This window comes from Citrobacter sp. RHBSTW-00887, from assembly GCF_013728095.1.
In the GTDB taxonomy this organism is placed as follows: Bacteria; Pseudomonadota; Gammaproteobacteria; order Enterobacterales; family Enterobacteriaceae; genus Citrobacter; species Citrobacter braakii.
In genome coordinates this window covers 2,798,487-2,825,104 of the sequence record NZ_CP056267.1, presented here as the reverse complement: position 1 = coordinate 2,825,104, position 26,618 = coordinate 2,798,487, and the positions used below count along the sequence as shown (strand labels likewise).

Here is a 26,618-nt window from a genome sequence, read left to right as displayed (position 1 = left end):
AAATGAGGATAATGTTTGGAAAATAGTCTGTTCAACACCTGGCTCAGCCATTGGGGACTTACTCCTGATGGCCAACCTCTTGAGACGCACACATCACAGCTTTTGCCCGTGGTGACCAAAGATGGTCAGAAAGCCATACTCAAACTCACCGACGATGACAGTGAACGAAACGGCTGCGAACTAATGGTCTGGTGGAACGGGAATGGTGCTGCGAAAGTGCTTGCTCATGCAGCAGGGGCGATTCTGTTAGAACGTGCAACAGGGGCGGGGTCTTTAGCGGACATGTCCTGGTCCGGCAATGATGCGCAGGCCTGTCGCATTATTTGCCATGCAGCCAGTCGACTCCATCTCCCCCGGAATGCTTCAACGCCTGCGTTAACACCGCTACTTTATTGGTTTCGCGATCTGGCTCCTGCCGCGAAAAAGCATGGCGGCATCCTGACGCATTGTGCAGAGGTGGCAAACGTATTGCTCTCCTCTCCCCAGAATGAAGTCGTATTGCACGGTGACTTACACCACGGCAATATTCTTGATTTCGGAACGAAAGGATGGCTGGCTATCGATCCTAAAGGGCTGGTGGGCGAGCGTGGCTTTGATTACGCCAATATTTTTACTAATCCCGATCTTGCCGATCCCACCAAACCTGTCGCCATTGAGCCAGAAAGATTCGCACAACGGGTAAATATTGTGTCTGAAATCGCGAGGATTGAACGGCAACGTTTGCTGATGTGGATTATTGCCTGGTGTGGGTTGTCGTCTGCCTGGTTTCTGCAAGAAGGAGACTGCGCCACGATACCCCTGCGCATCGCAGAGTTAGCGAGCGCGGAACTCGCTTTTGGGGGGAATCAATTTTGATCTACGACACTGGGCTGGTAATTCTTTAGAGTTATCATTAGCCTGGTAAATGTTTTATTAATCAATCAGTGAACGGCGGTGTGGTGTGTTGTTTAGCGAAAATTTGACAGGCTGTGAGCAATGAACGCATTGTTTTTTTTATTAAAAAAACGCCCGAACATTATTTTGTTGATGGTCTTACTCATCGGGGCAAACATCGTGGCGTGGCTGTGGGCTTACAGCGCGTTTAGCAACAACACGTCGTTACTGGCGCTTAGTTTGATCGCGTGGTGCTATGGTTTGCGCCATGCTGTTGATGCCGATCATATCGCCGCGATAGATAGCGCTACGCGTAAACTCATGCAGCAGAAAAAACGCGCCCTGACGACGGGAGCCTGGTTTTCTCTGGGGCATTCTACCATTGTGGTACTGGCAAGCATTGGCATTGCGTTGACCACCAGCGTGTTTAAGCAACACATGGCATGGTTTCAGAATGTCGGCGGTCTGATAGGTACCACGGTCTCTGCCGTATTTCTGCTGATTCTGGCTACCATTAATCTCGTTATTTTCTGCCATGTCTGGAAGGCTTTTCGTCATCTAAAACGCACCGGTACTTACGATGGCACCACAGAGGAAATGACAGTTTCAGGCCCGCTGAACTAGCTTTTCCGCTCGGCGTTTCGGCTGGTAGGCAAAGACTGGCATATGTATTTTGTCGGCTTTTTGTTTGGCCTGGGTTTTGATACCGCTACTGAAATTTCTCTGCTCGGAATTTCTGCTTCAAGCGCATCCAGTGGCATGTCGGTGTGGTCAATTCTCGTGTTCCCGGCGCTGTTTACCTGCGGCATGGCGCTGATTGACTGCCTTGACAGTATCCTGATGGTTGAGGCCTACGGATGGGCATTCAATAAGCCGCAGCGTAAGCTCTATTACAATATGACCATCACCGGGACCTCGGTAATTGTTGCGCTTTTTATTGGCGGGCTGGAGGCGCTGGGGCTTCTCTCTGACGCATTTTCGCTCCAGGGAGGTTTGTGGGATACCGTCAGCGAGTTGAGTGACCATATGGGGAATGTCGGGTTTGCGATTATTGGCGTCTTTATCGGCTGCTGGATTATTTCTGCAATAAATTACCGTTGGAAAAAATACGACGGGCTGACGTTTAGTTGACACAAAAGAAAGCCTTCCGTGAAAGGGAAGGCTTGGATCTTACCTGAGGGCTGACTAATTCGCGGTGATGATACTCACCATCTTCATCACCCAAATCTGGATGATATTAAAAGTGACGGTGTAACGTATAATGGTCGGCCCGGAGGGATTACATTTGAGGTTCATCGTCCCAGGCGTGCGGTGCGAACAGATAACCTTTGTTGCGCACCGTTTTGATTCGCTAGGGTTCAGTCGCGTTATCGAGCAGTTTTTTGCGTAACCGGGAAATCGCGACATCAACGCTGCGATCCATGCCGTCATAACTTACGCCGCGCAGGTTCTTCAGCAGCGCATCGCGGTCCATAATTTGCCCGGCATGGGTTGCCAGCTCCCACAGTAATTCAAAATCTGCGGTGGAAAGAGAGACTTGCTCGCCGCCGAGCAGCACGGAACGATTGGTTGGGTCGATAGTGAGTGTGCCAAAGCGCAGCGTCGTGTGCGGCGTGATGGTTGCCGCCTGAATGCCTTTAGACTGGACTGAGTGTTCATTCTGGCGCAGATGCAGACGCAGGCGAGCAAGCAGCACTGCTGGCGGCGTTGTCTTCAGAATATAGTCACAGGCACCCATTTCCAGCGCCAGAATATGGTTCATATCGCTGTCCAGCGAGGTGAGCAGGACAATAGGACCCTGCCAGCGTCCACGCAAATCGCGGCAGATAGTCATCCCATCTTTGCCCGGCAGCATGATATCTAATAACACCAAATCGGGTTGAACTTGCAGGATTTTCTCCTCGGCCAAATCACCTCGAGGCTCAACGATAACCTCAATATCATGCCGGGCCAGATAGGCCGCAATCAGCGAGCCAACTTCGGGATCATCTTCAACAAATACGATGGTGTTCATATCATTCATTTTGAATATAAAACGCCAACATACACCGCCCCGGTTTTTCCTTCCATTAATCTTTTCTAAACAAGAACGCTTCCGTTATGCTAGAGGCTGATGTTATTGATGTGTTAAGGCAGGGTGATGGGACTCGTTATAAAAGCGGCGCTCGGTGCGCTGGTGGTGGTGTTAATTGGTGTGCTGGCGAAAACAAAGAACTACTATATTGCCGGATTAATTCCGTTGTTCCCGACCTTTGCGTTGATTGCCCACTATATCGTGGCCAGTGAACGTGGGATCGAAGCGTTGCGTACAACCATTGTCTTCAGCATGTGGTCGATTATTCCCTATTTTGTCTACCTCGTTTCGCTGTGGTATTTCACCGGATTTATGCGCTTACCCGTTGCGCTCGGCGGTTCAGTGGTGTGCTGGGGCCTGAGCGCATGGTTGCTTATTTTTTGTTGGATTAAATTGCACTAACGCAGATGACGCCCGCCATCAAGGGCAAAACTACGCCCGGTGACAAAACAGCTGGTCAACAGATAGTCAATTAAATCAATGACCTCTTTTTCACCCGGCGCTGTTTTCATCAGTGATTTGTTCAATGCCTGCTGACGATACTCAGCATCGTCACCCTCGTTAAACAGGATTAGCGAGGGGGCAATCGCGTTCACTTTTACTTCCGGTGCCAGTTTGCGCGCGAACGAGCGGGTCATGTTGTCCAGCGCCGCTTTGCTGGCTGCATAAGCGATGTGCTTATCGCTGCCACGCTCCACAACATAATCCGTAAAATGGATAATATCGCTGGCCGCGTGTCCATGCCCGCGCAGCAATCCTTCCAGCGCGTGGTTGAGCAGGTAGGGGGTATTGACGTGAATCTGCATCATGGCCGACAGCACTTCGGTTAACGGCGCACCGGGCTTTTCTGCAAGCCAGGCACTGGCATTATGCACAATACCGCGCAGGCCATCCGTCTGTGCTTTGACCTCATCCGCAAAGGCCAGTACGCCTTCATCGGTGGAAAAATCAGCCTGGATACACAGCACGCCCGCATCTCGCAGGCCATCAATAGCCGGATAATGCGTGCGGTAGCTAACGATAACTGGCTGTTTTTGATTAATAAAGTGCCATGCGACGGCGAGGCCGATACGTCGACCTCCTCCGGTGATAAGAATTGGCAAAGGGGGTTTTTTACCCATCGTAATCTCCATGTGTCGCGAACGATGGGGACAATGTTACCCCATCAACATCCAGGTCGCCGGAACAGCAGCAACTAGCAGCAGGCCGATCAGCGCCATTTCCTGGCGTTTTAATACGTTTTCATGCGCGTGTGTTTTACGGGCATAAAGGAAGACCAGCAGCCCTGGCGCATACAGCACCACAGACAGCAGCAGGTGCATCGGACCTGACGCATACAATAACCATATGCCATAAATACTCGCTCCGATACCGACAGCCTTATGAATTGGACGAGTGGCAATTTTCAGCAGAAATGCGCCGACCAGTAAATAGGGCACCAGAATCATTTCTGAGGCGATGGTTAATAACGTATTGTAGTCGGAGCCTGTGAGCCAGATCAGCACCAGGCAAATCTGTACGCAGATGTTGGTCAGCCACAGCGACGCCGATGGCGCGCCTTGCGCGTTCTGCCGCGCAAAAATGCGTGGAAACGCTTTGTGCGTGGAGGCGAGGAACGGCACTTCCGCCGCCATAATCGTCCAGCTTAAATAAGCACCGCACACGGAGACAATCAGACCTGCGGCAATAATAATTTCACCCCATGGCCCCATCATTTTCACCATCAGACCGGCCATTGACGGGTTGCGGATCTCCGCCAGTTCGGGACGCGCGACAACGCCCAGAGACAGCAGGGTGACAAGCAGGTAAACGCCCAGCGCGGCGAGTACCGCCAGCAGCGTAGCGCGTCCGACGTCGCGTTTGTTTCTGGCACGAGCTGAAACCACCACCGCGCCTTCCACACCGATGAAAACCCACAGGGTGATGAGCATGGTGTTTTTTACCTGCTCCCAGACGGGAACGCCCAACGCTACGCCGGTAAAATCGAGGGTAAAGGTGTCGAGCTTAAACAGCATAAACGCCAGCACGATAAACAGACCAAGCGGCAGTAATTTCGCCAGCGTCGCCACCAGGTTAATACTGGCTGCTGTTTGCACACCACGCAGCACCAGAAAATGGACCACCCACAACAGCACCGATGCGCCAACAATCGACTGCCAGGTATTACCATCGCCAAACAGACGTAACTCCGGCGTGTCGGTAAAGAAGCTGAGCGCAGAGAAAACAATCACCAGATACGAAACGTTAGCGATAACAGCACACAGCCAATATCCCCACGCGGAGCAAAAGCCAATCAGCTCACCGAAACCTTCACGTGCATAGGTAAATATGCCGCCATCCAGTTCAGGACGGATACGCGTCAGAATCAGCATGGCAAAGGCGAGCAAAAGGATACCCGCACCGGTAATCGCCCAACCAATCAGTAATGCAGCCGGGCTTGCTACCGCCGCCATATTTTGTGGCAGGCTGAAAACACCAGCGCCGAGCATTGAGCTTAAAACCAGCGCGGTGAGTGCGCTCAGACCCAATTTCTTTTCCATTTGTATCCAGTGACAAAAACGAGAGTGAGAGAATAATTATTTTGGCAAACCGCATAAAAATGGTGAAAGCCACTAAGGCGCGGGATTTTACGGAGAGAAGAGAACGCATGCAATGGGGATAGAGAGATTTGTGACTAATAGTGTGAAAAGTAGTCTTAATACTGCTGTTTTTGTTTTGCCAGAGGGGAGGATGGCGGGAAATTATCAGGTCTACAAGGCTGTAGACCTGATAAGGTATTGAGTATTACTTATACAGGTCAGCGCTGATGGTCATGTTATTACCACGTTCAGACCACTGGCGGGTGATGTGATAATACTTAGCGCCTTTCTTCGCTGCGCGTTTGGCAACCTGGTAAGAGATTTCAGTCATGTTGCCATAGTTACCGGTGAACTTGATGCTGTCGAACGGCACCATCATAGCGGCGGTTGCTTTGTTCAGTTCTTCAACTTTGGTTCCATCCGACAGCGTGACAGTGTAACGCCCACCTTTGGTGGATTGCGTTTCGAAGAAACGACCGACTTCAGCGCTCGGAGACGCGGTAGTCGCAACGCCTGGGATCTCAACTTTCTTCGCGGCTTCGCCACCGGCGGCTAATGCGGCACGTCCGGCATCTGAATCTGCTGGGATCGCATCAGGGCTTTGTACTACGCGTTTTTTCGCATCAGCTTTATAGATGAATGCGGTAATACGCTGGTTGCCGCCCTGGTTGGCATCGACCTGGCGCACGATGTAGAAGGAGTAAGCGCCTTTCTCTTTCGCTGCTTTGGTGATGGCATCGTTCACTTCAGGCTGGCTGCGGTAGAAACCCTGCACCGTAACGGTATCGAATGGTTCTATCAGAACGGCCTGATCTTTCGGTAATTCCATCACGCCGTTAATGACACGGTTTTTGGACGCTTCCGCTTTTTCAGCATCGGCTTTATAGATGTCGGCTACAACGCGCCAGTTACCGCCGCTGCCAAAATCTGAGGTATCAACAACATAAAAGGAGGCTGCACCGTCTTTATCTGCACGGCGTGATACGGCGGTCACCGCGTCACCGATAGCATTAAAACGACCGGTAACCACAATGCGGTCATAGGGTTTCAGGGCAGCCGCTTGCTCCGGCGTCAATTCTGTTGCTGCATTTACAGAAAAAGCAGTCGCAGAAATAAGTGCGGACGCCAGGAGAGTGTTCTTAAGCTTCATAAAAATAATCCTTCGCCTTGCGCAAACCAGGTACTGGTATTGTTATTGACTAGAAACGTCGCTGATTATTGCATTTAAATTGTGTCAGTGTCTGCGTCATTTTTCACTCATCGTGCCACGTGACGTAACAACACAGATAACATTTTGTGATATGTCGAAAATTTCGGCGTTTGGCGACCAAAACTGATAAAGCAGTTGAATTTCATAAGTTAATTTAATGTTAATCAATTGTTTTTGGCAGGCACGTAATCATGTTTTGCCGCTTCGCTTGAGCGAATTATCGGCCTTTGTGGACTATTTTTAGGGTATTTTATCTGCCAGCGGTCCGATTCATCTCTATTTCGCGAATTTCATAATAAATACTGTTTTTTGGCGCTAGATCACAGGCGTCATTTTCAGTAGGTTATACAGAGTTTGTTACTGTTTTATTTTATTGGGGTAACACTGACCTCTTTCGAGAGTGCGCGCATGCCTCGTGCGAACATTGATAAACCATCATCACAAATACAGATGGAAGGGAACATTATGCGAATTGGCATACCAAGAGAACGGTTAACCAATGAAACCCGCGTCGCAGCTACGCCGAAGACGGTTGAGCAGCTGCTTAAGTTGGGTTTCAGCGTCGCGGTTGAAAGCGGTGCAGGTCAACTGGCAAGTTTTGACGATAAGGCGTTTGTACAAGCAGGCGCAGAAATTGTTGACGGAAATGCCGTCTGGCAGTCAGAGATCATCCTGAAGGTCAACGCGCCGGAAGAGGCGGAAATCCCGTTGCTCAACCCGGGCACGACGCTGGTGAGTTTTCTTTGGCCCGCGCAAAACCCTGAGCTGTTGCAGAAGCTGGCAGAGCGCAACGTGACGGTTATGGCGATGGACTCCGTGCCGCGTATTTCGCGCGCGCAGTCGCTTGATGCCTTAAGCTCGATGGCGAATATCGCCGGGTATCGTGCCATTGTTGAAGCCGCTCATGAATTTGGCCGCTTCTTCACCGGCCAGATCACCGCCGCGGGCAAGGTTCCACCTGCCAAGGTCATGGTGATTGGTGCGGGTGTAGCTGGTCTGGCAGCTATCGGTGCGGCAAACAGCCTGGGCGCTATCGTTCGTGCTTTTGACACCCGTCCGGAAGTGAAAGAACAAGTTCAGAGTATGGGCGCTGAGTTCCTCGAACTGGACTTTAAAGAAGAGGCCGGCAGCGGCGACGGTTACGCCAAGGTGATGTCCGAAGCGTTCATCAAAGCCGAAATGGCGCTCTTCGCCGCGCAGGCGAAAGACGTTGATATTATCGTTACCACCGCGTTGATTCCGGGCAAACCGGCACCGAAACTGATCACCCGTGAAATGGTCGATTCGATGAAGGCGGGCAGCGTGATTGTCGATCTCGCCGCGCAAAACGGCGGTAACTGCGAATATACCGTGCCTAACCAGGTGACCACCACCGAGAACGGGGTGAAGGTTATCGGTTATACCGATCTGCCAGGCCGACTGCCGACGCAGTCTTCCCAGCTTTATGGCACGAACCTCGTTAACCTGCTCAAGCTGTTGTGCAAAGAGAAAGACGGCAATATCACCGTCGATTTTGACGACGTAGTCGTACGTGGCGTTACGGTGGTTCGCGAGGGTGAAATCACCTGGCCTGCGCCGCCGATCCAGGTTTCAGCTCAGCCGCAGGCTGCGCCAAAAGCCGCGCCCGCGCCGAAAGAAGAGAAAAAACCGGCCTCACCGTGGCGCAAATATGCGTTGATGGCACTGGTCGTCATACTGTTTGGCTGGCTTGCTGATGTCGCGCCGAAAGAGTTCCTGGGGCACTTTACGGTGTTCGCGCTTTCCTGTGTAGTGGGTTACTACGTGGTCTGGAATGTGTCGCACGCACTACACACTCCGCTGATGTCCGTGACGAACGCTATCTCCGGGATCATCGTTGTCGGGGCGTTATTGCAAATTGGCCAGGGTGGCTGGGTGAGTTTCCTGAGCTTTATCGCGGTGCTTATTGCCAGCATTAATATTTTCGGTGGCTTCACCGTGACTCAGCGCATGCTGAAAATGTTCCGGAAAAACTAAGGGGTAACATATGTCTGGAGGATTAGTTACAGCTGCATACATTGTTGCCGCGATCCTGTTTATTTTCAGCCTGGCGGGGCTTTCGAAACACGAAACCTCTCAACAGGGTAACAACTACGGTATCGCCGGGATGGCGATTGCGCTGATTGCCACGATTTTTGGCCCGGAGACCGGCAACGTTGCGTGGATCCTAGTGGCGATGATCATCGGCGGCGCGATTGGTATTCGTCTGGCGAAGAAAGTCGAGATGACCGAGATGCCGGAGCTGGTGGCGATTCTGCACAGCTTCGTCGGTCTGGCGGCGGTACTGGTGGGTTTCAACAGCTACCTGTATCACGACACGGGCCTGGAACCGATTCTGGTGAACATTCACCTGACGGAAGTGTTCCTTGGTATCTTCATCGGTGCGGTGACCTTTACCGGTTCCGTGGTGGCGTTTGGCAAACTGCGCGGTAAGATCTCTTCTAAACCGCTGATGCTGCCGAATCGTCACAAAATGAACCTGGCGGCGCTGGTTGTTTCTTTCCTGTTGCTGGTGGTGTTTGTTCGTACCGAAAGCGTGGGCCTGCAGGTTCTGGCGCTGCTGGTGATGACCATTATTGCGTTAGCCTTTGGCTGGCATCTGGTGGCGTCCATCGGCGGTGCGGATATGCCGGTCGTCGTTTCAATGCTTAACTCCTATTCAGGATGGGCGGCGGCGGCGGCGGGCTTTATGCTCAGCAACGATCTGCTGATCGTCACCGGTGCGCTGGTTGGTTCTTCCGGTGCGATCCTGTCTTACATCATGTGTAAGGCGATGAACCGTTCGTTTATCAGCGTGATTGCCGGTGGCTTTGGTTCTGACGGTTCTTCTACGGGGTCTGATGAAGAAGTCGGTGAGCATCGTGAGATTAATGCGGAAGACACGGCAGAAATGCTGAAGAACTCGCACTCCGTGATAATCACCCCGGGCTATGGCATGGCCGTGGCACAGGCGCAATATCCGGTCGCTGAAATCACCGAGAAACTGCGCGCCCGCGGCATCAAGGTACGCTTTGGTATTCACCCGGTAGCAGGGCGCTTGCCAGGTCATATGAACGTGCTGCTGGCGGAAGCCAAAGTACCCTATGACATCGTGCTGGAAATGGATGAAATCAATGATGATTTCGCCGATACCGATACCGTGCTGGTGATTGGCGCCAACGATACGGTAAACCCGGCGGCGCAGGACGATCCGCGTAGCCCAATCGCCGGTATGCCGGTGCTGGAAGTATGGAAAGCGCAGAACGTTATCGTGTTCAAACGTTCTATGAACACCGGCTATGCTGGCGTGCAGAACCCGCTGTTCTTTAAAGAAAACACCCATATGCTGTTTGGCGATGCCAAAGCCAGCGTGGATGCGATCCTGAAAGCGCTGTAATCGTCAGCGCAAACTAAGACGGCCTCTGCGGAGGCCGTTTTTTTAATACTCCGCTATTCATGATTACCACTCATAAACCCATACGGTTTTAACCGTCTAATCACCGTAAAACGCCGTGTATATTCACTCTTTATTGAGATCGCTCAGCAACACGGCAATGCTTTGACCACCGTTGGTTTGCTCAAGCGCGATTTTCACGATGATGGTCAGCGGTACAGAAAGCAGCATCCCGACAGGCCCCAGTAACCAGCCCCAGAAGATTAACGACAGAAACACCACCAGCGTAGACAACCCAAGTCCACGCCCCATGATCCGTGGTTCGAGGATATTCCCGAACACCAGGTTAATGACCAGATAACCTGCGAAAACCACCAGGGCGTCATAAAGGCCGCTAAATACCAGCACCTGAGCAATAGGGGGAATGGCGGCCAGCACCGAACCGATATTAGGAATATAGTTGAGCGCAAACGCCAGCAGTCCCCAGACAAAGGCGAAACGCACGTCGAGTGCGGCGAGCATGCCCCAGGCTACCAGCCCGGTCACAATGCTGATCGCCGTTTTGAGCACCAGATAGTGGGATACGCTGTCGATGGCGCGTTGAATCGCCGCCATTCCCTCAATGGGACGACTCATCATTTGTTTGAGTTTGTTGGGTAACTGCGGTACTTCCAGCAGCATAAAAACCACCGTCAACAGCAATAAAAATATCGATGACATGGCATTAGACAACTGCGCCAGTAAATTGGTCACCAGCGTCATTGCCGCGTTCGGGTCGATATATTTGACGAGTTCATCCACGGAAACGCCGATCCCTACGCGCTGTAACCACGGCTCAAGGTTTTTGAGTGGGATAACCAGTGAAGAGCGATACTGCGGCAGCGTTCGTGCAAGCTCATTTAAGGATGTACCTAAATACGCTAATAGCAACACCATTAGCATTACAATAATAACAATGAGCAATGATACCGCTATTACGCGCGGTATGCGAAGTTTGACCATCCGCTGCACCACGGGGTTAAGCACGACGGCAATAAATAACGCCAGAATAAATGGGACGATGATATCTGCGGCAACGCGGATGCCGCTCAGGATGATAACCAGCATGCCCAGCATAATGACTATTTTTAGGCCGTTAAGCGTGATGATCGGTTTCGCCATGTGTATTCCTGCATTTTTCATTTTTGAATCTGAATAATAATGTGATTTGCGTCGAGCCGTTATAACAAAAATCAAATGGGGCAGGTAAAGAAGTGAAAAGACTTTGAGTTCGCATTGAAGCTATGGTACAAATCATCTGTGTTTAACTACCGAGGACAATTATCATCCGCGATGATGAGAAGCAACACTGCGGATAATTGTAATATTATGGACAATATGTTCAGGATGTTTTTGCGTTTACCTTCACTTCTTCGTACCTCCTCCACTTTCTTGCTTGCGGGTGAGCAACACTGGCGCAACGCGCTTTAGTCCCTTCTTCTGCCTGAGCTGGCGCTGTGCGCTGAGCTAACTAATTTTATTTTTTGGTTTACTGCATGCAGTAGGCCCAAAGGACTATATTCTCAAGCAGGAGAAGCATTATGTTTTACTGGATATTATTAGGTCTGGCCATCGCGGCTGAAATTACTGGTACGCTGTCAATGAAATGGGCAAGCGTCGGCCATGGTAATTCGGGCTTTATTTTAATGCTGGTAATGATTGCCTTATCGTATATTTTTCTCAGTTTTGCCGTTAAAAAAATTGCCCTTGGTGTGGCCTATGCCTTATGGGAAGGTATCGGTATTTTATTTATTACGCTGTTCAGCGTGCTGTTATTTGACGAAACCTTGTCCACGATGAAGGTGGCTGGACTGGTCTCGCTGGTGTTAGGTATTGTGCTGATTAAATCCGGTACACGAAAACCGACAAAGGCGGGCAGAGAGGTGAGCCATGCAGCAGTTTGAGTGGGTTCACGGCGCATGGCTTGGCATAGCCATTGTGCTCGAAATCGTCGCTAACGTCTTTTTGAAATTTTCAGATGGGTTTCGCCGCAAGACTTATGGCGTGCTGTCGCTGGTAGCCGTGTTAGCGGCCTTTAGCGCGCTGTCCCAGGCGGTAAAAGGTATCGACCTTTCTGTTGCCTACGCCTTGTGGGGCGGCTTCGGGATTGCCGCGACGTTAGCGGCAGGTTGGGTATTGTTTGGTCAGCGCCTGAATCATAAAGGCTGGATCGGTTTGGCGCTGCTGCTTGCCGGAATGGTGATGATTAAACTTGCCTGATCTCAGTGCTGCCCGTTACTACGGGCAGCATAAGTTATTCCTTCGCCAACTCATCCAGCTTATCGCGAAAACCGGTCACGGATATGGCGCGATTATCGGCCCGCCAGCGATCTTTCGCCGCCGGAGCGGAGCTTTGTACACCAATCAACTGCCAGCCAGTATCTGTCTTCAACATCAATGGCGAACCGCTGTCGCCCGGGAGTGTGTCGCACTGGTGCGACAAGACGGTATTCTGCGCCCAACCGGTCACCACGCAATCCTGATGCGTGTACAAGTCATCGAGATGATCTTCCGGGTAACCCGACTGCGTAACTTTACGATCTGCGGTTTTCAGCGCCGCGGTTAATGCCGCTTTATCACCTTCAAATAATGGCAGCGGTGTGATGCCAGAAGGTGGGTAACGCAGCACCACCAGACCAAAATCCCACGGGGCCGCGGAAGGCGGCACAATCCAGCCATCGCCATCGGCTTTTAAACGTTTTCCGAGCGAGGGATCAACCCGTCCTTCAATGCCGTGGATCTCGTAGCGCCAGACACCCTTTTTCGACACGAAGCGTAATGCCACGGCTTTATCCGGCTTGCCTTTCGGGGGGGTGAGTAAGCAGTGTCCGGCAGTCAGTGCCAGTCGTGGTGAAATGAGCGTGGCGGTACACAGGTTACCGCTGGCGGTTTCCAGTTGCCCGATAGCGTCCCAAGGAGATTGCGTTGGGTCAGTCACTTTTATGCGATCGTCATGACCAAAAAACAGCGTTTTTACGTTTTCTGCTTCAGCGCTGGCCGTTGCAGGCTGGTCCGCATGCGCAACGACAGGAAGTAAACAAATTGAACCCAGTAACACAGCAATGGTTTTATGCATATCACACTCTGGTGGGGAATTATGATTTTTAACAGCAAACCCTCAGTTAATACTATAGACGGGACGGCGGGAAAGTGGGAGTAAAATCAGATAACTACACTCAGGAAAGATAAAAATGCATGGCAATGAGGGCGCAAATTATCAGGGTAATAAGAATGAACTCAAAGCGATAATGTGACACCATTTTACCCTCCAAAAGGCGGCGCTAAATCAGGTTGATTTAGCGCCGTATGCTATGGCGTGGGGGACGCCATAGTAACTACAAATGTGTTATGCAGCTGGTTGAGCAGCGGGTTTAGCGGTGTCGTGTTTTACGGCTTTTTTGGTGTGTTTCTTAGCTGCCTGCGCTTTCTGCTCTGGCGCTTTCTGTTCTACAGCCGGTTTTGTGGTGGATTTTTTAGCGTGTTTCTTGGTAGCCTGCGCTTTCTGCGACGCTGCTTTGTGCTGTTTTTTATGATGAGTGGTTTTTGCCGGAGCTGCTTTGGTGGTTGCAGCAGCAGCCGGAGCGGTGGTAGCAGTTGTTTCAGCAGCAAATGCAGCAGAAGACAGACCCATAGCAGCGGCAACAACCAGAGCTAATACTTTTTTCATTCTCATACCCTCGATTTGGTTTTTTCATTCAACCCCACTGCGGGGCCGTTGAAATAACTATATCGCTGTAATCACAGGGCTTCCGTGAGTCATTGGTTTCGGCGTGTAACGATATGTACAATGACTCACGGTATGAGATTACAAATAGCGGGCTTCCAGATGAGCGCGGAAATAACGGCTGCTGAGCGGCTCTCCGGTGGCCTGGGTAATAAGCTGTTCAGTGGTGAAACGGCTGCCATGCTGCCAGATATTCTGACGTAACCAGTCAAACAGGGCACCAAACTCACCTTGCGCAATAGACTGCTCTAAATCAGGCAATGCGCGGTTAGCGGCACTGAATAACTGCGCCGCATACATGGCGCCTAAAGTATAAGAAGGGAAGTAGCCAAAGCCGCCATCGGTCCAGTGAATATCCTGCATACAACCGTTACGATAGTTGCCGATGGTTGACAGCCCCAGCCAGGACTGCATTTTCTCATTCCACAATGCCGGGATATCATCCACTTCAATATCGCCATTAATGAGCGCGCGTTCGATTTCATAACGCAGGATAACGTGAGCAGGATAGCTCACCTCGTCGGCATCAACACGGATAAAACCGGGTTTAACCTGCTGGTTCCAGGCGATGAAATTGCTTTCTTCAAACGCAGCCTGATCGCCAAAGTGGCGCGTCACAGCAGGAATTAACCGCGTCAGAAATGCTTTACTGCGCCCCAGTTGCATCTCAAAGAACAGACTCTGGGACTCATGAATAGCGGTTGAGCGTGCCAGTGCGATAGGTTGCCCTGACCAACTGTGCGGCAGATTTTGCTCGTAGCGGGCGTGACCGGTTTCATGGATCACGCCAAACAGCGCGCTAAGTAATTCGTTTTCATCATAGCGGGTGGTGATACGTACATCTTCAGGTACGCCACCACAGAAGGGGTGCGCACTGATATCCAGTCGACCAGCCGTAAAATCGAATCCCAACTGCGCCATCGTTTCAAGACCCAACTCTCGCTGGATTGCGGTTGGGAAAGGACCAACCGGGGCGATGAGCGACTGCTGAGACTGCTTTACCACCACCTTGTTGAGCAGATCCGGTAACCAGCTTTTAACGTCTGCAAACAGGACATCCAATTGGGCACTGGTCATCCCTGGTTCGAATATGTCCAGTAGCGCGTCATAAGGCGAACAGCCTGTGGCTTCCGCACGCAGCCGGGCTTCTTCACGACTGTGCTTCACGACCTCTTTCAGGTTTTCGGAAAATCCCTCCCAGTCATTCGCTGGTCGCTGGCTGCGCCAGGCATGCTCGCAGCGGCTACCCGCGAGTGATTTCGCTTCTACCAACGATTCAGGTAGTAAGGATGCCTGATGATGCAGTCGCGACATTTCGCGCAGGTTGGCCTGCTCAACATCGTTAAGGTCTTCCTGTTGGGCTGCGGCGATCCACGTTGCCACCTTCGGGTCGGTTAACAACTGGTGCTCAAGCACGCTCAGCTCGGCCAGTGCTTCGCCGCGAGCTTTGCTGCCGCCAGATGGCATCATGGTAAACATGTCCCAACTGGCGATAGCCGAGAGGTGGGAGAAGCGAGAGAGCCGCTGGAACGCGCGGGTGAGTGCCTGATAAGAAAGGTTTTTCTGCATAGTTCTTCTTCTCGTTAGTTGGGTATGTTTCAAGGAGTTTACCGTGATTCATACACGATTCATGCACTTTTCATGCACCCATCTTAGCTACTCTCAGAAAGATGGCTACCTCTGGAGGAAAAAACTTAGCAATCGAACATTGTCGGTAAGTCTTAGGACTCGACTACCAGAGATTGCAAAATTTAGAGCACAAAAGTTGACCATTCAGTATGTAAGATTCAAAGAGCTTTCTCTTCCATTTGAGAGCTTAAGAAACGCCCTTAAGTCATATCGTGACCGTTTGGTTGATGATGCTTTGTTGATGGTCTTGGAAGGTGGTTCAGATATGTCTACGATGCCGTTAACCACCGTATACGAGAAAGCTGTGCATCCTGTCAGTGAGGTTCTGGAAGAATGGTGTGAAGATAATCGTGCTGATTGGAAGTTACGGACAGAGAAGCTAAATCGACGAAGCGTTAACTTATTCATCGAATGGGCTAAAAGACATTCAATAAAAAATGTTGAAGATGTGTAAGCGTGCAGTGAGAACCGTATTGACGAAGTGAAGCTGGTCAGGCAGGCAGAGTAACCCGCCACGGGAGCAGAGCACCCACCCGGTTCACAGGCCAGTCGGCGATGACATCAAGTACATAATGCAGATAGCGTTCCGGATCCACGCCGTTTAATTTGCACGTCCCGATAAGACTGTACAGTGACGCACCGCGCTCACCACCATGATCCGAGCCGAAGAACAGCCAGTTTTTTCTCCCCAGACTGACCCGTCGTAGGGCGTTTTCGGCAATGTTATTATCCACCTCCACCCAGCCATCTTCTGCATAGCGGATCAGCGCCGGCCACTGGTTCAGCGCATACCCGAACGCCTTCGCCAGTTCTGAGTGCCTTGAGAGGGTTTTCTGTTTCTCCCGCAGCCACCCCTCCAGTGACGCCAGCAGCGGCAGCACTTTTTGGTGCCGGACTGCCTGCCGTTCCTCTGCTCTTTTACCTCTGATCTCCGACTCGATGGCATACAGCTCGCCGATCCGTTTCAGCGCCTCCTCCGTCAGGACTGACGGGGTACGGACGTGAACATCGTGGATTTTTCGGCGGGCATGGGCCCAGCACGCGGCTTCCTTTATATGGCCGTCGCGGTAGAGCTCGTTGAACCCGGCGTAGGCATCAGCCTGCAGTACGCCACTGAAGCCTGCAAGATGGGTCTGAGGGTGGATACCTTTTCTGTCCGGGCTGTAAGCGAACCACACTGCGGGGGCCAGCGCTGATCCGGCGTTGCGGTCGTCTCGAACGTACGTCCATAAGCGCCCGGTCTTCGTCTTCTTATTGCCCGGCAACAGCACCGGGACAGGCGTATCGTCAGCATGGAGTTTGCCGTCGGTCAGGACATAGTGCTGAAGGGCTTCATCCAGCGGTGCCAGCAGACGACAACACGCATCCACCCAGCCCGACAGTACAGAACGACTCAACACTACACCCTGGCGGGCATAGATCTCCGACTGGCGATACAGCGGTGTGTGCTCTGCATACTTTGAGGTCAGCACTCGGGCCAGCAGCCCCGGTCCGGCGATCCCCCGTTCGATGGGGCGCGAAGGAGCCGGGGCCTGAACGATGCGATCGCACCGACGGCAGGCATGCTTTTCACGGACTGTCCGGATAACCCGGAAGGCGCTGCGCATCAGCTCCAGCTGTTCGGCGGCATCCTCACCCAGGTAACTCAGCGAACCACCGCACTCCGGGCAACACGGCTCAGTCGGCAGCAGCCGCTTCTCATCCCGTGGGAGTGACTCAGGGAACGGTTTGCGGGTGCGGGTCTGACGCAGCGGGCGCTGCACTGCCGGGTCATCCACCCGGCCGGTCAGCGTATCGCTTTCCTGCTGCAGCAGGTTCAGGTCAGCTTCCATTTGCGCGATACGGCGGGATACCTTTTCGGAACGACTGCCGAAGTTCATCCGGCGCAGCTTATCCAGTTGCGCCTGCAGATGGTCTATTTCGCGTTCCCGGTTGCTCAGCTTTTCCTGCAGGGCGTGGATCAACGCTTCCTGTTCGGCCAGGCGCTGTTTCAGCAGAAGGATGTCGTCAGAAGAGGTATCGTTCATAAGCCTGTATTTTACCAGGCTTATTCTGCGACAACCAGGATAAAGAGCGCTACAACATGGTCAGGGATGTCAGTAACCGCTTTGGCTGTCGCCAGTCGATACCTTCCATCAGCATCGCCAGTTGCGCCGGCGTCAGGAACACTTTGCCATCGCGGGCTGAGGGCCAGGCGAAGCGACCACGTTCCAGTCGCTTTGTCAGCAGGCACAGACCATCGCCGGTGGACCAGAGCAGTTTTACCTGACTGCCGCTGCGTCCCCGGAAGATGAAGACGTGGCCGGACATCGGGTCATCTTTCAGCGCGGTCTGCACCTTTGCGGCGAGGCCATTGAAGCCGTTGCGCATATCGGTGATACCGGCAACCAGCCAGATTTTTGTGCCTGCGGGAAGATTTATCATACCGGCCCCCGCATCAGTTCGCGCAGGACAGTGCTCATGAGTTCAGCAGAGGGATGAGTCAGTGTTATTTCTCCTCCCCGACATTTTATGTGGCAGGTAGCGGGAGGAGAGCAGGATGGTAGTTCGAAGGTTGGGAGAGAAGAGCCCGCCTGAAGCTGCACGGGTATCAGGGCAGGAAGCGACGATGAGTTTTTTCGGGGCCGACAGACCCGCCCTTCACGCTGCCAGAGCCTTATCCATTTAAAGAGCAGGTTATCATTGACGTCATGTTTCCGGGCCAGTGCGGCAATACTGCCTTCTTCTTCAAGAGCCAGCCTGACCAGTTCCATTTTGAATTCAGGGGAATAGTGTTTCCGGGGAAGTCTTTCTTTAGCGCGCATGAGGTGTCCACCTGCAAAATAAGTGGGTGCTTAAGTTACAGGATCCTGGATTCGGGACCAGACGGTACTCAGACGACGCTTACGAAGATGTTACTAAGCAGCACATAGCAGACTTTAAGCGATTTCTTGATGAACGCTACCAAGCACCAAGAAGCCGACAGGATGCCCTGATAAAACTACAGGCGTTGTTCAATTTCTGCATAGATAAGAGGGATTACTTAACAGCAAATCCTGTTAAAGGGATGACTTACTCTAAGGTCACAAGCATTAATCATAAGACAGAGATAACTCCTTCAGAATATGAGAAGGTGATGAAGACTGATTATGTGAAGGGTTATGAAGACCTAAAGTGGCTTTTAGCCATACTATGGAATACAGGAATGAGAATAGGGGAGGCAATCCAGTTACGTCCCGAAGATTTCCGTATTGTTGATGGTATTAAGTGTATAAGCATCAACACAGAAGATGGTAAGCAGGTCAAAAATGAAACCTCTATTCGAGACATACCAATAAGTGAAGCACTTCTTCAGATGGGGATATGGGATACCAAACCAAGATTAGGATGGACTAAAAACAATGCAGCAGGAAGTCGTATAGCATTTGCGTTTAAGCAAATTGGTATTGAGCATAGTTCACATGATTTCCGGTATAGCCTGTCAAACAGACTTAGAGACTGTGATGTAGCTGATTCGGTACGATATAGCATTCTTGGGCATGCTCATAAAACGACCTCAGACCGTGTTTACAAGACCAGACAGCCACTAAAACAGATGCTGTTGGCTTTGAACAAGGCCGCTGTAATGAACTAGAACCAGCCAAGGATGAGGGGCTGTTAGCCCCAAATATTGTTAGTAATTATCCCTGACAACTTCATCATATCTTTCAATGAAGGTGAGTTGCTTATTACTACCATTATAACTATCAACCCATTTGTCAACAGCTTCATCGAAAAGGAATAAAAAATCAGTATAATTTATATAAACTATATTATCATAATATTGAGTTGGGTGACCTCTTTTACATACAGCAATGCTAAGACGTCTTTCTTTCCCTTGAGTAACTTTGTGTGAGTTTAGGTTAGTCATGTGAAGCAATGAATTCCTTAATTCATATAATTCATCAGAAGTTACTCCAAGGCTTTGTATATCTGAGTATGTATCAAGCCAATCTTGAAAGACTCTTTTTTTATTTCCAAATTCAATGTAAGCAATGGTATCAATGAAAGACATCAGTAATTTGAAGCTTGATAAGTAATGTTTTTTATTAAACAGGAGTTTTATTGGTTCCATGTGGTCATCATTGAGTAGCTTTTTAATATAAAAACCATCATCTTTCATATAGTTATCAAGGTAGTCAGGTAGGTCTTTTACACCTTCAATGTGATAGTTAGGGGTGTGTCTATTCCTTAACTGCTCTGAAATTGATAGCTGAATATCATATTGTAACTTACCTTTTACAACTTGCGTGACAATAGCTAAAGGGCTAGCTGGTGCATTTAGAGCTTCTAAAGCTAACTCAAAAGGAGCAAAAGAATTACCAAATCGCAAATTCGCATTATATCTTGCAAGTGTCAATTTGTTGTCCTCTAGGACAGATGGATGTATATCATAAAATAAACGACAAGAAGCTAAGTCAATATCTAAGTTTCGTTGTAAAAAATCCAATTTTTGTGCATCACTACCATCATATTCATGGGGCACTATTCCTGCATGTGTGATATGAATCCCATCAGGACAAAAACAAAATATGTTGTAGATAACCTCTTTCATATCTATTGAACCTCCTGTTGAAACCATGTGCGCATTATCTTAGTAAATTTCATATGTTATATCCAGCAGATAACTGTTATGAATCATTAGGTTATATATAAAAAATCTGGCCTGTAAATAACAGGTATTATCAGGTGAATGAATATTCATTTTAAGGTTGTATTTATAGGTTTTCAGGTGGTTTATTGCGATATCTATGCAGTGTCTTACCAGCCCCTACACAGTCTTTATTCTGTATAACTTATTGAAATATAATGATAATTCGCACGTAATCTGTCAGGTTAAACGGTATCGTGTCAGTCATGCCTCTCTCGCCCCCTAGAAAAGCGCTATATACAGGTCTATATAGCAATTGCTGCCATAAAATTCACTCCCTAAATCATTCAGTTAGTTATAAAATCGGCATACAAAGCTAAAGGGAGATTTTTAAATGAGTGATGAGTCAATCACAGATTCCGTGAAAGATGTTGTTAAAGAGCGTCTGAAAAATCCTTTATGGGGTTACATAGCTCTTTCATGGTGTGGCTTTAACTGGCAAAACTTAGCTATCCTGTTCATGAGTAAGTCATCAGTGACTACCCGCATAGAACAAATCACAAGTGGTGAAGGTCTTGATGGTTGGTCTTTAATGGCACCTGTGTTGGTGGGTGGAATACTTGCTATCATCTCCCCTTATGCCAATTACTGGATTACCAGGACAAAGCGGTGGTTAGAAACAAAGGAGCGTGAAGGAGTTAAGGCATCATTACTGGCTGAATACAGTATGCAGCAAGAAACCGCTGAGAAGAAGGTTGAAGCGTTGAATGCTGAGAAGCTTGCTCAGGCTAAAGCGGATACGGATATTGCTAAAGAAAAAGAGCAGACAGATGCCTTAAAACGTCAGGCTGATGAACTTAGAAGAGAACTTGAAGGCATTAGAAGAGATATTGCTATTAATAATCAAACGATTGAAGGAGCCAGACGGTTAACTGAAGATGTTGTTGAAGAGTACTGGCAATGGGTGGATAAAGCTGCTGAGTTGATTGTAGCTATTGATGGTTTTGTAAGAGTAGATAACAGTACTTCCATTGCAGACTTTAAAAAGAGCATTTCGCATATTGTTGCGAAAGATGCTCTGGCTGCATCTCTAAAGACGGTCAGGGAAAGGCAGAAAGAAAAAGGCTTGAGCGGAAATGGCACGCTCTCAGACTCATTCAGATTGTCAGGTGGTCGTCCTTAATCCTCGGTCTTAATACGCTGCACAGTTGACTTAGCAACGTTGAATTGTGCAGCAACCTTAGCAATTGAGCCACCAGCAGCAAGAGCAGCTTTAATACCTTCTCTGTCAACCGCTTTACCGTTACCCCTTCCAACTACACGACCAGCAGCTTTAGCGGCTTCATAACCTTCTCTTTGACGCTCAAGCATCATTTTACGTTCAGCTTCAGCCACTGCTGAAAAGATTGTGAGAATCATCTTAGACGTGGGGTTATCGTCACCAGTTATCAGACCCTCTTTGTGGAAGTGAACCTTGATACCTTTCTGTGAGAGTTTATCCACCAGCGTTAATACATCCACGGTAGAACGCCCTAAACGTGACAGGTCGTGTACATGGATAACGTCACCTTCACGAACATAGTCGAGCATAGCCTTTAGTTGTGGGCGGTCTGTATTCTTTCCAGATGCCTTGTCAATGAATTCCTTATCCAGTGTGACCCCTTCAAGTTGACGGTCTGTAATTTGCTGTACTGATGAAACTCGAATATAGCCAATGTTGCCCATGATGCACTCATTTGTCTTACTCATTTGATGGATTGAGTATATCGTACCGATAAAGTGTTTTACAAGGCTAATCGGTATGGTATTTACAGAGGTTTAGATATACCTTTTTAGCATGCTATATCGGTATGCTTAAGAGGTGAGGGGGTCTGTATAGCAGCTCAAAGAGAAAGTCAATGATATTTTAAAATTTTGCAAAGGAGGCTGCTTAGGCGTAGTGACGGGTACTTAGCAGCTATACATCTATGAGGTGGATTCTACCAAATCCACCAGGAGATATTTTTGAAGCTTTCGGTAAGGATGGAGTTAAGAGAGGAGGTATTGTAATTTTATTTTTGACTTAAAGGACTACAATCACCACGTCCACGGTAAAACCCCAAGCCATAGTATAGCCGCTTTATTGCTTTAATTTTTATATCCAGAGAGCCACCCTCTGTAGTTGAAAGAGTCTTGAATCCTTGTTTATCCATTTCATTGGCGACCTTCTCGAAATATTCAGCCTCAACTCTATAAAGCTTATCGGTAACTCTGTCCGTCGCTTTCTGGAATGTATCGGGGGAAATTCTGTAATAGTTTTCGCCCGCTTTTGCTGTTTCCTCGTTCAGGATTAAGCACCCAGCCATATCCAGTCCCTGAAGATTGATGCTGGGTTTAATAAAATCTTTCCCAAAAGAAGGAAGCGCAAAGAGTGTAAAAAAGAGTGAAAGAAATACTTTTCTCATTTTGAATTTGTTCTAAGTATTGACGATGATTCAATAGTATTCGTTTAAAAACTCTTAAAAGGCTTTTAAGAAGAGAGAAGAACCCCAGAAAGATGAGTCTGTTTAACATAGTCTTCTAAGTATCTTTTAAGAGAATAAAGCCTTGTCAAGACCTTTGTCAATACTCTTTAGTTCAGTTGCTTAATTTGCAGGCAAATAGTGGTTGTCCTGTGAAATAATTGTTGCAATTAATAATCACATCCATTATAGTTTCCATGTGAGCTGATAAAAAAGTTCATGTCTTGAAGTGGTAACACTTGGGGGAGTGTCAGATGGTTGACGTCAACAAGACCTCTCATTCAGGGTAATTACCTCAGCGTCATAATCATCGCACTGTTTCAGGCATGGGCTTCTTTATCAGTCCATCAATCCCCCAGATATTTTAATTACATCAGGCTAATCGGTTTTATCCGGTTGGCCTTTTCACGTATGAGGTTTTATGAATGAAAAAAGAAACTAATGCTTTTATTATGGTAGATAAACGAGTTGCACAATTCCCTAAAACACTAAAACCAATTGACCGTTTGGTATACTTCATTATGCTTGATGGTGCTGATTATTATGAATCCAAGTTCGGTAGATATGCCCCCAGCATTGACTATCTGATGGTTATGTCTGGCGCTACACGCAATACAGTTATTGATTCTCTGAAAAGACTAGAATCACACAGGCTTATTGAGAAGACCAATATCAAAGGGCAGCAAAGTATTTTTAAAGTATTCACGTTGGATGTGCGTCCAGAAGTCTTATCAGAGCCTACCCTTGATGAGGGTCGTAGAGCTAAATTATCAGGTCAACCAGGAATTGACAGTAACCCAACCAAAAATTGGTTACCTACCCAACCAGAATTTGGTTACCTACCTAACCAGAAATTGGTTACATGTAAGACTAAATATAAAGACAAAAATATAAAGACTAAAGAAGAAAGACTAAAAGAGAGCTTTGAAGAAGAGTCTATTAAGATGGGAGCTTCGCTCTGTGATTCACATGAATGTGATTCTCTTGGTATTGAAGAGGCTATTAAACAATCTGACTTAGATGACCTTGAAGTAAGCCCTGAAGAGACTACTAAGCAAGATAAAGAAAACGATGATGTGAGTGTTATTAGTGACCAGAAAGATACACCTTGCCCCTGCACAGAATCAACTGACGATGAATTACCGGATGTTGACCTTGATGAAGAGAGTCCTGAAGAAGCATTAAGATGTGAACAATATAAAGCGGAGAAGAAAAAGAAATTCGAACTTGCAAAACAAAAGAACAAGATTAATGAACTGGATGATTTTGATGATAGTGACGATGATTTTACTTTTATTCCAAGAAAGAAAGTCCACATCGAACCAAAGAAAAAAATAGTTAAAGCCAGACGCGTTTATGCTGGAGGTATGCACTAATGAAAGAATATCACGGTGAAAAACGATACAAGGATTATCTGCTAAAGCGTTATAGCATTTCTCGTGAAGGTTACTTGATGAAAGATACTCGCGGGGAGGTTTACCAGATTCGACCGAAAAAGAAAGGGAAGGATTATTTCTTTTATGATGGTGTGACAGGTTTGAAGGTTGATGCTTTGAAGTTCGCTGTATTGCATTATTATGATTTGTGGGTTACGAAACAACTTAAACTTAAGAATGGTGACCCCAATAATTTAAAAGCAACCAATGTTATTGAAAAACGCTGGTGACAAACCACCAGCAATTAATCATTTTCCACCATCATCAATCGTAATAGTAATCTCATATTTCAGAAATTTAATACTGAAGCTAAACCTTGTGCTTTTAGCAATAACCATTTTAAGCAAGTTATACCCCAAAAGCACAATCAAGACAGCAAAACCCAGAGATGCTGTAAGTATCCCGTATGAGTACTGGCCTCAAAATGGCTATTTTAAGAGGTCTGAGACCTGTTTTTAGAGGATTTGAAAATGGATTATCTAATGACAGTATTAATTGACCAAGAAACTAGTAACGTTACGGTAAAAGCTGGTGAAAGCACCTTCACAGACTCCGCTAATGCTGGAGCTACAAAGGCACTTGGTAATGCTGGGACAGGTGGTGCTTTGAAGAACTACAGCGTGAACTCCAACAAGAAGGGTACATACTGATTTTCTAGCTGGATTTGATAGTTTTAAAATGTAAAATCATCTAAGTTCTACATACACGATTCATGCACTTTTCATGCGCTAAATTGATTAGCACATTGAAAAGTATAAAGTTTAAATAATGGTGAACATGTCCCAACTGGCGATTGCCGAGAGGTGGGAGAAGCGAGAGAGCCGCTGGAACGTGCGGGTGAGCTGATGGTAATTATCATTGTTACTCATTTTTTGTTCTCGTTCTGTTTAGGTGTGGTGAGAAGTTTACCGTGATTCATTCACTTTTCATAAACACACCTTTGTACCCGACTTTGCGTAACAGCTTTTTATAGCGAAAAGCCAGTAGCACGAGAAAACAGAGGGCATAAATAATGGGGAACGGTGATAACACTTTTACCGACCACAGATAATGCAGCGGAAGCAAAACGGCCGCCAGGTAGACGTAGTTGTGCAATGTTTGCCAGCGTTTGCCCATTTTACGTTGCGCGGCTTGCGTGGAGGTCAGCGTCAGCAGGAATAAGATTATCCAACCAGTCATGCCCAACGTTAGCCATGGGCGTGAAACCAATTCACGTCCCAATAATCCCAGATTTTGTATACCCAACTCCAGCAGCGCATAGCTGGTCATATGCAGCGTGGCCCATGCAAAACACCATAACCCTAATAATCGACGGGTGCGATACAACAACGGCTGCTTTGCGTAGCGGGCAAGCGGTGACACCAGCAGGGTAGCAAGCAGAAACTTCAGCGCGGTGATGCCCGTAAAGTGTTGGATATCTTTACCCGGGTCGGCCCCCAACTCACCACGCTGTGCGGCCCAGAAGAGCCATAGCAGGGGTAAAAAACCGGCGAGATGCAGCAGTACTTTCAGGCCGGTTATCTGTTTTGCGGTTAACCTCACTTAAAAATACTCCCGTAGATCCATGCCCTGATATAAAGAAGCCACCTCATCGGCATAACCATTAAAAGGCAACGTGGGCTGTCGCTGAACATCGAGAATGCCACCCGAACCGATAAAACGCTCTGTGGCCTGAGACCAGCGGGGGTGATCGACTTGCGGATTGACGTTGGCGTAAAAACCGTATTCGTTAGGTGCCGACATATTCCAGGTCGTCGGCGGCTGTTCACGCGTCAGCTTAATACTGACTATCGATTTAATGCCCTTGAAGCCGTACTTCCAGGGTACGGTCAGGCGTATTGGCGCTCCGTTTTGCGGCGGCAACGCTTTGCCATAAACGCCCACGGTCAGAAGGGTAAGCGGGTGCATGGCCTCGTCCAGACGTAAACCTTCAACATAGGGATACTTCAACCCGCCACCAATGAAGCGATCTTTCTGGCCGGGCATTTCATCAGGCGCGTAGCGTGTTTCAAAGGCGACGTATTTGGCGTGGCTGGTGGGTTCAACCAGCGCCAATAATTTATGCAAAGGAAAGCCGACCCACGGTACAACCATCGACCACGCCTCAACGCAACGCATCCGGTAAATACGCTCTTCTAATGGAAAACGAGTCGTCAGCGCATCATGATCCAACGTTAAAGGGTTGTTCACTTCACCGCTGATGGTTAACGTCCAGGGATCGGTTTTCAGGCTACCGGCATTCGCGGCAGGATCGGCTTTATCCAGACCAAATTCGTAGAAATTGTTGTAGCCCGTTACCTTGTCTTCCGGCGTCAAGGGCAGATTGTTTTGCCAGATCTCGGGTTTTGTGAACTCGAGCGGTTTGCCCGCCGGTGCAGACGGACGATCGTTGCCTTTAAACCAATTCAGCAGACTGGCCTGTGTCGGGGAAGAGAACGAAGCCGCCGCCGCACCTATCCCAAGAGCTTTGAGGATCTGTCGTCGTTGCATAAAAAAAACGGACTCGGCGGTAACATCAGCTTCCCGAAGTGGATGTTTTTTCTGCATAACTTT

Annotated in this window: 28 protein-coding genes and 2 pseudogenes; 14 read left to right on the top strand and 16 right to left on the bottom strand. The window is 48.7% G+C overall.

What is annotated here, in order from left to right:
- Positions 1-15 precede the first annotated feature (15 nt).
- Both HV314_RS13460 and HV314_RS13455 read left to right on the top strand, forming a co-directional pair.
- Positions 16-855, top strand: coding sequence for an aminoglycoside phosphotransferase family protein (locus tag HV314_RS13460; RefSeq protein WP_181545813.1), 840 nt, complete (start codon positions 16-18; stop codon positions 853-855).
- A gap of 120 nt (positions 856-975) precedes the next feature.
- Positions 976-2,004: pseudogene (locus HV314_RS13455) on the top strand (HoxN/HupN/NixA family nickel/cobalt transporter).
- A 223-nt stretch (positions 2,005-2,227) separates the two neighbouring features.
- Here HV314_RS13455 and rstA read toward each other — a convergent pair.
- Positions 2,228-2,887, bottom strand: a pseudogene (rstA, locus tag HV314_RS13450) (two-component system response regulator RstA); the annotation flags it as partial.
- A 126-nt stretch (positions 2,888-3,013) separates the two neighbouring features.
- Here rstA and HV314_RS13445 point away from each other — a divergent pair.
- Positions 3,014-3,349, top strand: a complete 336-nt coding sequence (locus HV314_RS13445) for a GlpM family protein (RefSeq protein WP_016153026.1) — start codon at positions 3,014-3,016, stop codon at positions 3,347-3,349.
- Here HV314_RS13445 and folM read toward each other — a convergent pair.
- The 3 genes from folM to ydgH form a co-directional block, all read right to left on the bottom strand.
- Positions 3,346-4,068: a dihydromonapterin reductase gene (folM, locus tag HV314_RS13440; protein ID WP_049041460.1), complete on the bottom strand. Its 723-nt coding sequence runs from the start codon at positions 4,066-4,068 to the stop codon at positions 3,346-3,348. The two genes, HV314_RS13445 and folM, sit on opposite strands and share 4 nt — an antisense overlap.
- 36 nt (positions 4,069-4,104) lie before the next feature.
- On the bottom strand, positions 4,105-5,487 hold the full coding sequence (locus HV314_RS13435; RefSeq protein ID WP_016153028.1) for an amino acid permease: 1,383 nt from the start codon (positions 5,485-5,487) through the stop codon (positions 4,105-4,107).
- 244 nt (positions 5,488-5,731) lie between these two features.
- Positions 5,732-6,676, bottom strand: coding sequence for a DUF1471 family protein YdgH (gene ydgH / locus HV314_RS13430; RefSeq protein ID WP_181545809.1), 945 nt, complete (start codon positions 6,674-6,676; stop codon positions 5,732-5,734).
- 525 nt (positions 6,677-7,201) lie between these two features.
- Here ydgH and pntA point away from each other — a divergent pair.
- On the top strand, positions 7,202-8,731 hold the full coding sequence (gene pntA / locus HV314_RS13425) for a Re/Si-specific NAD(P)(+) transhydrogenase subunit alpha (protein WP_029139532.1): 1,530 nt from the start codon (positions 7,202-7,204) through the stop codon (positions 8,729-8,731).
- A gap of 10 nt (positions 8,732-8,741) precedes the next feature.
- The gene (gene pntB, locus HV314_RS13420; RefSeq protein ID WP_016153031.1) at positions 8,742-10,130 is read left to right on the top strand and encodes a Re/Si-specific NAD(P)(+) transhydrogenase subunit beta; all 1,389 of its coding nucleotides are present in this window, start codon (positions 8,742-8,744) and stop codon (positions 10,128-10,130) included.
- A 123-nt stretch (positions 10,131-10,253) separates the two neighbouring features.
- Here the strand turns inward: pntB and HV314_RS13415 are convergent, their stop codons facing one another.
- Positions 10,254-11,288: an AI-2E family transporter gene (locus HV314_RS13415; protein ID WP_065554464.1), complete on the bottom strand. Its 1,035-nt coding sequence runs from the start codon at positions 11,286-11,288 to the stop codon at positions 10,254-10,256.
- A gap of 138 nt (positions 11,289-11,426) precedes the next feature.
- Between HV314_RS13415 and HV314_RS27615 the strand changes: the two genes are divergently transcribed.
- The 3 genes from HV314_RS27615 to mdtI all read left to right on the top strand — a co-directional run bounded on the left by HV314_RS27615 (position 11,427) and on the right by mdtI (position 12,386).
- Positions 11,427-11,597, top strand: a complete 171-nt coding sequence (locus HV314_RS27615) for a protein YdgV (protein ID WP_085951052.1) — start codon at positions 11,427-11,429, stop codon at positions 11,595-11,597.
- A gap of 107 nt (positions 11,598-11,704) precedes the next feature.
- Positions 11,705-12,070 carry a multidrug/spermidine efflux SMR transporter subunit MdtJ gene (gene mdtJ, locus HV314_RS13410; RefSeq protein WP_161623250.1) on the top strand — a complete coding sequence of 122 codons (366 nt, stop codon included), beginning with the start codon at positions 11,705-11,707 and terminating at the stop codon, positions 12,068-12,070.
- Positions 12,057-12,386, top strand: a complete 330-nt coding sequence (mdtI, locus tag HV314_RS13405) for a multidrug/spermidine efflux SMR transporter subunit MdtI (protein WP_046276327.1) — start codon at positions 12,057-12,059, stop codon at positions 12,384-12,386. Before mdtJ ends, mdtI begins: the two co-directional genes overlap by 14 nt.
- A gap of 34 nt (positions 12,387-12,420) precedes the next feature.
- Here mdtI and HV314_RS13400 read toward each other — a convergent pair whose 3' ends face one another.
- From HV314_RS13400 to HV314_RS13390, 3 genes are all read right to left on the bottom strand, one after another.
- Positions 12,421-13,242 carry a trypsin-like serine peptidase gene (locus HV314_RS13400; RefSeq protein ID WP_016153036.1) on the bottom strand — a complete coding sequence of 274 codons (822 nt, stop codon included), beginning with the start codon at positions 13,240-13,242 and terminating at the stop codon, positions 12,421-12,423.
- Positions 13,243-13,512: 270 nt separating this feature from the next.
- A complete protein-coding gene (gene asr, locus HV314_RS13395) occupies positions 13,513-13,833 on the bottom strand; it encodes an acid resistance repetitive basic protein Asr (protein WP_181545807.1) in 321 nt (106 codons plus the stop codon).
- A gap of 138 nt (positions 13,834-13,971) precedes the next feature.
- Entirely contained in the window at positions 13,972-15,459 is a 1,488-nt protein-coding gene (locus HV314_RS13390; RefSeq protein WP_181545805.1) for a carboxypeptidase M32, read from the bottom strand.
- A gap of 43 nt (positions 15,460-15,502) precedes the next feature.
- Here HV314_RS13390 and HV314_RS13385 point away from each other — a divergent pair, with 43 nt between their 5' ends.
- The gene (locus tag HV314_RS13385; protein WP_181545803.1) at positions 15,503-15,973 is read left to right on the top strand and encodes a hypothetical protein; all 471 of its coding nucleotides are present in this window, start codon (positions 15,503-15,505) and stop codon (positions 15,971-15,973) included.
- Between the two features lie 37 nt (positions 15,974-16,010).
- Here the strand turns inward: HV314_RS13385 and tnpC are convergent, their stop codons facing one another.
- Genes tnpC through tnpA form a run of 3 tightly spaced genes read right to left on the bottom strand, consistent with a single transcriptional unit; the run spans position 16,011 to position 18,323 of the window.
- On the bottom strand, positions 16,011-17,546 hold the full coding sequence (gene tnpC / locus HV314_RS13380; RefSeq protein WP_001000409.1) for an IS66 family transposase: 1,536 nt from the start codon (positions 17,544-17,546) through the stop codon (positions 16,011-16,013).
- A 49-nt stretch (positions 17,547-17,595) separates the two neighbouring features.
- The gene (gene tnpB, locus HV314_RS13375) at positions 17,596-17,943 is read right to left on the bottom strand and encodes an IS66 family insertion sequence element accessory protein TnpB (RefSeq protein ID WP_000609174.1); all 348 of its coding nucleotides are present in this window, start codon (positions 17,941-17,943) and stop codon (positions 17,596-17,598) included.
- A complete protein-coding gene (gene tnpA / locus HV314_RS13370; RefSeq protein ID WP_001201739.1) occupies positions 17,940-18,323 on the bottom strand; it encodes an IS66-like element accessory protein TnpA in 384 nt (127 codons plus the stop codon). The genes tnpB and tnpA overlap by 4 nt, the downstream gene beginning before the upstream one ends.
- A gap of 26 nt (positions 18,324-18,349) precedes the next feature.
- Between tnpA and HV314_RS13365 the strand changes: the two genes are divergently transcribed.
- The gene (locus tag HV314_RS13365; RefSeq protein WP_181545801.1) at positions 18,350-19,132 is read left to right on the top strand and encodes a tyrosine-type recombinase/integrase; all 783 of its coding nucleotides are present in this window, start codon (positions 18,350-18,352) and stop codon (positions 19,130-19,132) included.
- Between the two features lie 39 nt (positions 19,133-19,171).
- Here HV314_RS13365 and HV314_RS13360 read toward each other — a convergent pair whose 3' ends face one another.
- Positions 19,172-20,092 (bottom strand): hypothetical protein, encoded by a 921-nt coding sequence (locus HV314_RS13360; RefSeq protein WP_174770287.1) that lies wholly within the window; start codon positions 20,090-20,092, stop codon positions 19,172-19,174.
- Between the two features lie 430 nt (positions 20,093-20,522).
- Between HV314_RS13360 and HV314_RS13355 the strand changes: the two genes are divergently transcribed.
- Positions 20,523-21,311 (top strand): hypothetical protein, encoded by a 789-nt coding sequence (locus HV314_RS13355; RefSeq protein WP_071697151.1) that lies wholly within the window; start codon positions 20,523-20,525, stop codon positions 21,309-21,311.
- Here HV314_RS13355 and HV314_RS13350 read toward each other — a convergent pair.
- Together HV314_RS13350 and HV314_RS13345 are read right to left on the bottom strand one after the other, a co-directional pair.
- Complete coding sequence (locus tag HV314_RS13350) at positions 21,308-21,853, bottom strand: recombinase family protein (protein ID WP_071697150.1); 546 nt, start codon at positions 21,851-21,853, stop codon at positions 21,308-21,310. The two genes, HV314_RS13355 and HV314_RS13350, sit on opposite strands and share 4 nt — an antisense overlap.
- Positions 21,854-22,179: 326 nt before the next feature.
- Complete coding sequence (locus HV314_RS13345) at positions 22,180-22,572, bottom strand: hypothetical protein (RefSeq protein WP_239006964.1); 393 nt, start codon at positions 22,570-22,572, stop codon at positions 22,180-22,182.
- A gap of 482 nt (positions 22,573-23,054) precedes the next feature.
- Here HV314_RS13345 and HV314_RS13340 point away from each other — a divergent pair, with 482 nt between their 5' ends.
- The 3 genes from HV314_RS13340 (at position 23,055) to HV314_RS13330 (ending at position 24,715) form a co-directional block, all read left to right on the top strand.
- Entirely contained in the window at positions 23,055-24,005 is a 951-nt protein-coding gene (locus HV314_RS13340) for a helix-turn-helix domain-containing protein (RefSeq protein WP_174770286.1), read from the top strand.
- The gene (locus HV314_RS13335; RefSeq protein ID WP_174770285.1) at positions 24,005-24,295 is read left to right on the top strand and encodes a hypothetical protein; all 291 of its coding nucleotides are present in this window, start codon (positions 24,005-24,007) and stop codon (positions 24,293-24,295) included. Before HV314_RS13340 ends, HV314_RS13335 begins: the two co-directional genes overlap by 1 nt.
- 240 nt (positions 24,296-24,535) lie before the next feature.
- Positions 24,536-24,715, top strand: coding sequence for a hypothetical protein (locus tag HV314_RS13330; protein ID WP_071697147.1), 180 nt, complete (start codon positions 24,536-24,538; stop codon positions 24,713-24,715).
- 265 nt (positions 24,716-24,980) lie between these two features.
- Here HV314_RS13330 and msrQ read toward each other — a convergent pair whose 3' ends face one another.
- Both msrQ and msrP read right to left on the bottom strand, forming a co-directional pair.
- Positions 24,981-25,607: a protein-methionine-sulfoxide reductase heme-binding subunit MsrQ gene (msrQ, locus tag HV314_RS13325; RefSeq protein WP_016153038.1), complete on the bottom strand. Its 627-nt coding sequence runs from the start codon at positions 25,605-25,607 to the stop codon at positions 24,981-24,983.
- Positions 25,608-26,612 carry a protein-methionine-sulfoxide reductase catalytic subunit MsrP gene (gene msrP / locus HV314_RS13320; protein ID WP_181545799.1) on the bottom strand — a complete coding sequence of 335 codons (1,005 nt, stop codon included), beginning with the start codon at positions 26,610-26,612 and terminating at the stop codon, positions 25,608-25,610. It lies immediately after the preceding gene.
- Positions 26,613-26,618 lie beyond the last annotated feature (6 nt).